Raw genomic sequence first — 6,875 nt, forward strand, 5'->3', positions numbered from 1 at the left:
GACCGGACCGTCAGGCAGTTCTCGCTCGGCGGCCATAGCAAGTACCATCCTGTCCCTTGCCAACGCTTGATATCGCATTCCTGCCAGAGACAGCTATATGAATTCCCTCCCCAAGTGCCCCCAATGCAGTTCCGAATACACCTATGAAGACGGTGAGGTGTTCGTCTGCCCCGAGTGCGCGCACGAGTGGCCCAAGGTGGCGGCTAGCGCGGCGGAGGAAGTGCGCGTCGTTCGCGATGCCGTCGGCAACATTCTCCAGGACGGCGACAGCGTCACCGTCATCAAGGACCTGAAGGTCAAGGGCTCGTCGACGGTGGTGAAGGTCGGCACCAAGGTCAAGAGCATTCGGCTCGTCGACGGCGATCACGACATCGACTGCAAGATCGACGGCATCGGCGCGATGGGGCTGAAGTCCGAGTTTGTAAAGAAGGCCTGATGGGCCTCGAACCAGCGACCGCCGTGCGCAAGGTACGGGATAGGTCGCTGGCTTCAGCGTCCGTGTGCGAGGCGGCGACACCGACGGCAGGAACGCTGCTATCACCAAGCGAGCTTGGTTGATCGCATTGCCCCTGTCGGCGTCGACACCGCCTCGGGAGGCCTCGGTGCAGGACCAGACTGAGGGCTCAGTTCGGTCATCAACGGCCGTTGGAGATCCGGCCAGGATTTCCCTCGCTGGATTGCCTTGGGTGACCGGTTTAGGGAGGCCAACTTGAACCCTGACTTGGCTCGACTCGGCCAGAAGCAGACACAGGGAGCAGTTTCCGAAGCCGGCCGTTCGACGCGACGCCGATGGGTTCCGGGCATGGGCAGTGAATCCGCCAAGATTGTCAAGGGTCGCTCTACCTTTCGCTAGAGGGGCGGCAGTGCATCGAGAGGTGATCGGACGCCGGCACCGCCGACTTTCAGTACGTGCGTGTAGATCATCGTCGTCGAGACGTCGGAATGGCCGAGCAGATCCTGCACAGTTCGAATGTCGTAACCGCTACGGAGCAAGGCCGTTGCGAACGAGTGGCGCAGGGTATGCGGTGTAGCAGGCTTCGCGACACCTGCTTCTTCCACAGCACGTTTGAAGGCGCGCTGAAAGGTCTGGTCATACATATGATGGCGACGCACGACACCGCTCCTTGGGTCGGTCGAATGCGTGTGCTGCGCAAAGACCCAGAACCACGGCCAAGAATGCCCGGCGCGCGGATACTTCCGCTCAAGGGCGTCGGGAAGCGCAACGCCGCTGCGGCCCTCGGCCTGGTCCTTCAGCCACCATGCCCGGGCACGCGCCAACTGCTCGCGCAGGCCGGGCACCAAGCTCTCGGGCAACATCAATGCCCGATCCTTGGAGCCCTTGCCCTCCCGGACGATGATCGTGCCGTGATCGAAATCCAGATCCTTGACCCGCAGTTGCAAACCCTCGCTGATCCGCATGCCCGTTCCATACAGAAGCTGGGCGAACAAACGATGCTCCCCTTCCAGAAAACCGAGGATGCGAACCACCTCATCCGGGGTCAGCACGACCGGTAAGCGCCGCGACGGCCGAGGTCTTCCGATCTCCTGAAGCCACGGCAGATCCGCGCACAGCACCTTGCCGTAGAAGAACAGCAAGGCCGCCAATGCCTGCCGATGCGTGGATGCCGAAACCTTACGCTCGTTCGCCAGCCAGGACAGGAATGCCTCGACTTCGCTGCTGCCCAAGGTTGTTGGGTGACGCACGCCGTGGAAACGGATGAAGGCACGAACCCAGTGGACATACGCCTGTTCGGTTCGTAAGCTGTAATGCAAGTAGCGTATGCGCTCACGCAACTGGTCCAGAACCTTGACCGAACGCAGCGGCGGTAACGGTGCAGTGCTGGTTTTCATGGCTTGTTATGACTGTTGTTTTGTACAGTCTATGCCCTGTGCATCAAGGCAGCAAGCGCTTTACGACGCAGGTCGGTGTTCGATGTTACGGAGCAGTGCCGATGTTACACAGCAGGGCAGTCGCCCTAAAACAAAGTTATGCATTAAGGAGAGAACGGTGCTGAAGTCCGTAATACAGGAAGAAACCACAGGGTGCGGAATTGCGTCCGTTGCGAACATTCTTGGCAAGACCTATTCGGAAATGAAAGCAACGGCAAATGCCATGGGTATCTATGCTGAAGATAAGTCGCTTTGGTCTGATACCCAGTATGTAAGGAAAATGTTATTCCATGCTGGAGTCGAGACGTCTTCCGATGAAATTCCTTTTGAATCTTGGGGTGCACTGCCCGATCTAGCATTGCTGTCCATCAAGCACCATCAGGAAGATGGCAAAAATTTCTGGCACTGGGTCGTTTTCAAGCGCGTAGATGGTGAAGGTTTTGTCCTAGACTCAGCAAGTTACCTGCCCTCTAATATTCGAACGGACTTCAATGAAATGCAGCCCAAGTGGTTCATCGAAGTTAAGAATGCATAACAAGACCATTAAATTCGCTCCCTACGGTCGCCGGACGCTCGTTCCTCGCGCCGTTTATGACGGGCGTTGGGCCACATGCTGAAGCCCGAGGAAACTGTCCTGGTCGGTCAATGGCTGAAACGCGGTGCTTCCCTTATTCAGGATGCGACATGCGAGCGAATTGACCATCTCGTCACCCACTATCTTGTTGAACTCAGGCGCAGCCCGGACGGGTGGTCCACGCTATTCCACGACCCAAACGACCATCGCCTGTGGGAGCGCACTTACCCCCAGGGAGAAATGCACGGCGGAGGGCCGCCTGCGCTCACGTCCATTTCTCGTTCGCAAGCTGAAGAGAAATACGGTCAGTGGCCAAACAGTACGACTCTTTGAGGGCCTATTTAATGCACCGTGCGTGGCCCAACCAATCATTCCACCGGACCTGTCGCGGCAAGCCGCGCCAGTCCGGTGAATTCAAACGTTAGGCATCTATGTCCAAATCTTTCGGGCCGTGGCGCACCCAGGTTGTTTCAGACGTCATCCGTGATGGCCTGGGGCTAGAACTTCTCGATGGCAAGAATCAAATTACTGCTGAAGTATTCCGCTGCGACGCCAATCACACGGTTTCTGTCAGTTTATTTGTAGAGGAGGTTCCCTTGCTCGCGCTTGAGATGTTGGTGGCTCGCGCAAAGGAAAGACTCGATCCATTCGAGGATGGAATGTCATTCGGAGAGGCACTTGGCGACTGAAAAATCCATGCCTAACACTGCGATCAAGGCCGCTCCCTCCGGTCGCTGGACGCTGCGCGATAAAGCGCCGCGCAGCGCCCCTTACCTACAACGTTGGGCGTCTTTATCCCATGCTTAGGCCATCTCATATGAATGCTCTCTTGGTCTCAGTGTGTTCCATAGTCCTCATGGCGTTCTCAAACGTCGCGCTCGCCGACTGGTTCCTTTCTTCGGAAACTAAGGCGCTCATTACCAAGGCCGAGGCTGGTGACATCAATGCGCAGTTTCTTGTCGGTTCGGCTTACGACTCAGGGAAGGGTACGCCACGCGACGGTAACGAAGCAATGAAGTGGTATCGCATGGCCGCTGAACGCGGCCACGCTGAGGCGCAGAACAGCCTGGGTAGCGGCTTCCAAGCCGAGAAACGCTACGAGGAAGCATTGCCTTGGTACGAAAAGGCATCCGCACAAGGGCACGCACTTGCGACGAACAACCTCGCCTACCTTTACGACCTTGGCTTGGGAGTCAAACAAGACCGCCGCAAGGGGTTCGAACTCTATTCCCGTGCGGCTGATCTTGGGTGGGCTGAAGCCATGTGGAACATTGCAAACATGTATGGCGCAGGCCAGCTCGGAGAGAAAGACTTGGTTGCCGCCTGCGTCTGGGCCTTCCGAGCGCGCAAGTTTGCTGCGTCTAGCGAGCGTCAGCTACTCACTCATCTCGGTCGAGTCATTCCGTACTTCGAGCGCTCGTTATCAGCGGAGCAACTTACGTCATGCAGAGAGCAATCTGAAACTTGGGCACCAACCGCTCTTCGCGCCACCAAAGACGCCCAACCCGGCGTTGCAGGCGACGCTGCGCCAAAAAGCGGCGCAGCGCCCCTGAACTAGGACGTTGGGCGTCATGAGCACCGTCTTTACGCGACTCAATAGTGGTTGGAACGCGGAGCCAAATGCTCCCGAGCCCTACATCACGCGGGACGGCAGGACTCTGTTCTTGGGGTTCTTCTTGAACGCCTTTCAGTACCCTCAGTTCAACGAGGAAGACAAAGGCATTCTTCGCTTTGAAGGCTGTTCGCGCTATCGCCTCGGCCCGGCCAACGATGAAGGCTGGTATCTAGGCCAATGTCGCTTTTCACGCGTCGCACCGGCTTGGGGTGAGTTTTATGAACTCGCCGGAGACTTGCTTCTCGACCGCGCCCCAAACGATTGGATAGTCTTATCGGAGCCAACGGGCAAGACCAGACACTTTCTGTTCTACCTACGGGACAACACATTCGAATGTGATGCAGAAGGATGGTCGTTCTCCGTGTTCCAGAACCCTGCGCTCAAGCCACGATCTACCCCATGACGCCCAACACTACGGTCAAGGCCGCTCCCTTCGGTCGCTGGACGCTGCGCGATAAAGCGCCGCGCAGCGCCCCTTACCTTCAACGTTAGGCGTCATGAGTCGCACCGTACCTGATTGGTTAATCCAAACCTGCTGGTGGACCTCCGGAATCTTTGCCACCGGGGCCCTCTGGTACTTTCTGTCGATCAAGGACTACGCGTATGCCGGCGGTTCCGGTGCCCTTGCGCTCGTCTTCGCCCTAGCAGCGATTGCTCTGCACAGACGCAAGGACCAAATCGCCGAACAGGCGCTTCCGACGGAGTTCAAGGACGAAGTCCCTAACGACTACGTTCGACGTTCGCTGGATGAACCCACTGATGTCCGTCTCTTTCAGTCACTCCCAGAACTCAAGATCATTGCATGTCGAACCGCGCAACCGGGATGGGACACTGGCATCACCGTTGAGATGCGCAAGGCGACGTACGACGTCGTGGACTTCTACGAACTCATCTGGCTCAAGCTTGCAGAGTTCTACCCCGGCAAGCACTTCGGGAAAGATGGAGCTGCTGCTCACATCAGGAGCTACGTACGCGAAAGGTACAAATTTCACTGGGCGAAGCACGAACCTGGCGGCCCGGGTACTGGAGGAACAATCGTGGGTGTGCTTACGGGCGGAGACGTCATGCAGGACTTAGATCGCCTGATCGTCGAAACTGCCACGGCCGTAGTTGGGTACAGGGATGACTTCGACTTCAAGGCCTGGCTCGCTCGTTGGGAAGCAGCGGGCTCGCCGAATGACGCCTAACCCCTCCATCAAGCGGACATGCCCCGGCAAGCCGGGTCATGCCGCTCATGTCGAACGTGTGCGCCGGGCATGGCGCGTTACTTCGTCGGTGAAAGTCCGATGGCCAGGTTTGCAGAGCCGAAGGCAAGGAGAAGGGCAAGGGCGACGCCGTGAGGCGTGGTCTGAAGGAAGCCCAATCCGAAACTGCGGGGCGATGAACAAAAACCGGATATGAGGTGTGGCGCACTCGGGACGAGCGGGCACGTGACCGCGAAGTCCTCCATCTGCGGTAGTAGGGTGTGCTTTATAAATCCGGCGTCTATGCAGTGAAGGTAACGCGTCTTACCCCGGGAGATCTCCCCGGTGCTTCGGAGGATCGAAGCTGGGCGTCTGGCAACGGGCGCTGAATACCGCGGAGAAGTCAGCAGCGGGCATAGTAGGCGGGATGCCCCCGTCGAAGGCCCAAACGATGAAAGACAAAGGAACGTGAAGAAGAGAGACGAGAACGCATCTGACCACCTGCGTAAGCAGGCTGCGGCCACGCCGCAGGATGAACTCGCCGCTGGATCGTCACGCCAACCGGAGTCGATTCACACCCAAGCGTTGCTGGCCCACGTACTTGATCGGGCCAACCTGCAGCGCGCATTGAAGCAAGTGCGCCAGAACAAAGGCGCGCCTGGCATCGACGGCATGACAGTCGATGAACTACCGGACTACCTGAAACACCACTGGCTGGAAATTCGCGCGCAACTGGAAGCAGGCAACTATCGTCCGCAACCCGTCAAACGCGTAGAAATTCCCAAGCCAGACGGGAAGACGCGCCCTTTGGGCATACCCACGGTGTTGGACCGCTTCATCCAGCAAGCCATCGCGCAAGTCGTATCGGCGCAATGGGAACCGCACTTTCACCGCCACAGCTACGGATTCCGACCTGGGCGCTCGGCCCATCAAGCCGTACGCGAAGTCCAGGCGAACATCCGCGCAGGACACGGCTGGGTGGTGGATATGGACCTGCAAGCCTTCTTCGACCGGGTCAATCACGACCGGTTGGTAGCGCGACTCAAGCAACGCGGCATCGACGCCGATCTGCTGCGCCTAATCAATCGCTACCTGAAGGCCGGCGTGAGCGTGGCAGGCGCCATCGAAGCCACCGCCATGGGCGTGCCGCAAGGTGGCCCGCTCTCGCCGGTGCTGGCCAACGTGGTGCTGGATGAACTGGATTGGGAACTGGACCGGCGCGGCCACCGTTTCGCCCGTTATGCCGATGACTGCAACATTCTCGTCAAAAGCAAACGTGCAGGCGAACGGGTGATGGCCAGCGTGACACGCTATGTCAGTGATTCGCTGCGACTCACAGTGAATCCGCTGAAAAGCGCGGTGGATCGGCCCATGAACCGCAAGTTCTTGGGCTTCACGGTCAGCCGCAACGGCGCGCGGCTCAAGGTGGCCGATAAGGCCATCGACAAGCTGAAAGACCGCGTGCGGGAACTGACCCGTCGTACATGTCACCGACCGGCACATTGAAGCCAGTTGATGATCGGCACAATGGAGCCACCGCGTGATCGGCACATAGAAGCCAGTCCGTGATCGGCACATTGAGGCCAGTCCGTGATCGGCATATTGGAGCCAG

Annotated in this window: 9 protein-coding genes; 8 read left to right on the top strand and 1 reads right to left on the bottom strand. The window is 58.4% G+C overall.

The window, feature by feature from the left end:
- Nucleotides 1-97 precede the first annotated feature (97 nt).
- Nucleotides 98-436 carry a zinc ribbon domain-containing protein YjdM gene (locus P7F68_RS15455; protein WP_277834459.1) on the top strand — a complete coding sequence of 113 codons (339 nt, stop codon included), beginning with the start codon at nucleotides 98-100 and terminating at the stop codon, nucleotides 434-436.
- A gap of 413 nt (nucleotides 437-849) precedes the next feature.
- Here the strand turns inward: P7F68_RS15455 and P7F68_RS15460 are convergent, their stop codons facing one another.
- A complete protein-coding gene (locus tag P7F68_RS15460; protein WP_277834461.1) occupies nucleotides 850-1,851 on the bottom strand; it encodes an integron integrase in 1,002 nt (333 codons plus the stop codon).
- A 157-nt stretch (nucleotides 1,852-2,008) separates the two neighbouring features.
- Between P7F68_RS15460 and P7F68_RS15465 the strand changes: the two genes are divergently transcribed.
- The 7 genes from P7F68_RS15465 to ltrA all read left to right on the top strand — a co-directional run bounded on the left by P7F68_RS15465 (nucleotide 2,009) and on the right by ltrA (nucleotide 6,769).
- Nucleotides 2,009-2,425, top strand: a complete 417-nt coding sequence (locus tag P7F68_RS15465; RefSeq protein WP_277834462.1) for a hypothetical protein — start codon at nucleotides 2,009-2,011, stop codon at nucleotides 2,423-2,425.
- Nucleotides 2,426-2,500: 75 nt separating this feature from the next.
- Nucleotides 2,501-2,797 carry an Imm27 family immunity protein gene (locus tag P7F68_RS19990; protein WP_386039965.1) on the top strand — a complete coding sequence of 99 codons (297 nt, stop codon included), beginning with the start codon at nucleotides 2,501-2,503 and terminating at the stop codon, nucleotides 2,795-2,797.
- Nucleotides 2,798-2,895: 98 nt separating this feature from the next.
- Complete coding sequence (locus P7F68_RS15470) at nucleotides 2,896-3,153, top strand: hypothetical protein (RefSeq protein ID WP_277834464.1); 258 nt, start codon at nucleotides 2,896-2,898, stop codon at nucleotides 3,151-3,153.
- A gap of 167 nt (nucleotides 3,154-3,320) precedes the next feature.
- Complete coding sequence (locus tag P7F68_RS15475; protein WP_277834466.1) at nucleotides 3,321-4,022, top strand: tetratricopeptide repeat protein; 702 nt, start codon at nucleotides 3,321-3,323, stop codon at nucleotides 4,020-4,022.
- A 13-nt stretch (nucleotides 4,023-4,035) separates the two neighbouring features.
- Nucleotides 4,036-4,482 (top strand): hypothetical protein, encoded by a 447-nt coding sequence (locus P7F68_RS15480; RefSeq protein WP_277834468.1) that lies wholly within the window; start codon nucleotides 4,036-4,038, stop codon nucleotides 4,480-4,482.
- 94 nt (nucleotides 4,483-4,576) lie between these two features.
- Nucleotides 4,577-5,266, top strand: coding sequence for a hypothetical protein (locus P7F68_RS15485; RefSeq protein WP_277834470.1), 690 nt, complete (start codon nucleotides 4,577-4,579; stop codon nucleotides 5,264-5,266).
- A 465-nt stretch (nucleotides 5,267-5,731) separates the two neighbouring features.
- Nucleotides 5,732-6,769: a group II intron reverse transcriptase/maturase gene (gene ltrA / locus P7F68_RS15490; RefSeq protein WP_277834472.1), complete on the top strand. Its 1,038-nt coding sequence runs from the start codon at nucleotides 5,732-5,734 to the stop codon at nucleotides 6,767-6,769.
- Nucleotides 6,770-6,875: the final 106 nt, after the last annotated feature.

This window comes from Thauera mechernichensis (assembly GCF_029588855.1).
Classification (GTDB): domain Bacteria; phylum Pseudomonadota; class Gammaproteobacteria; order Burkholderiales; family Rhodocyclaceae; genus Thauera; species Thauera mechernichensis.

What these genes read in the sequence shown, in the direction of transcription:
- P7F68_RS15475 (WP_277834466.1), top strand. Translation starts at nt 3,321, where the DNA reads ATGGCGTTCTCAAACGTCGCGCTCGCCGACTGGTTCCTTTCTTCGGAA.
- P7F68_RS15485 (WP_277834470.1), top strand. Translation starts at nt 4,577, where the DNA reads ATGAGTCGCACCGTACCTGATTGGTTAATCCAAACCTGCTGGTGGACC.
- P7F68_RS15470 (WP_277834464.1), top strand. Translation starts at nt 2,896, where the DNA reads ATGTCCAAATCTTTCGGGCCGTGGCGCACCCAGGTTGTTTCAGACGTC.
- P7F68_RS19990 (WP_386039965.1), top strand. Translation starts at nt 2,501, where the DNA reads ATGCTGAAGCCCGAGGAAACTGTCCTGGTCGGTCAATGGCTGAAACGC.
- P7F68_RS15480 (WP_277834468.1), top strand. Translation starts at nt 4,036, where the DNA reads ATGAGCACCGTCTTTACGCGACTCAATAGTGGTTGGAACGCGGAGCCA.
- P7F68_RS15460 (WP_277834461.1), bottom strand. Translation starts at nt 1,851, where the DNA reads ATGAAAACCAGCACTGCACCGTTACCGCCGCTGCGTTCGGTCAAGGTT.
- P7F68_RS15455 (WP_277834459.1), top strand. Translation starts at nt 98, where the DNA reads ATGAATTCCCTCCCCAAGTGCCCCCAATGCAGTTCCGAATACACCTAT.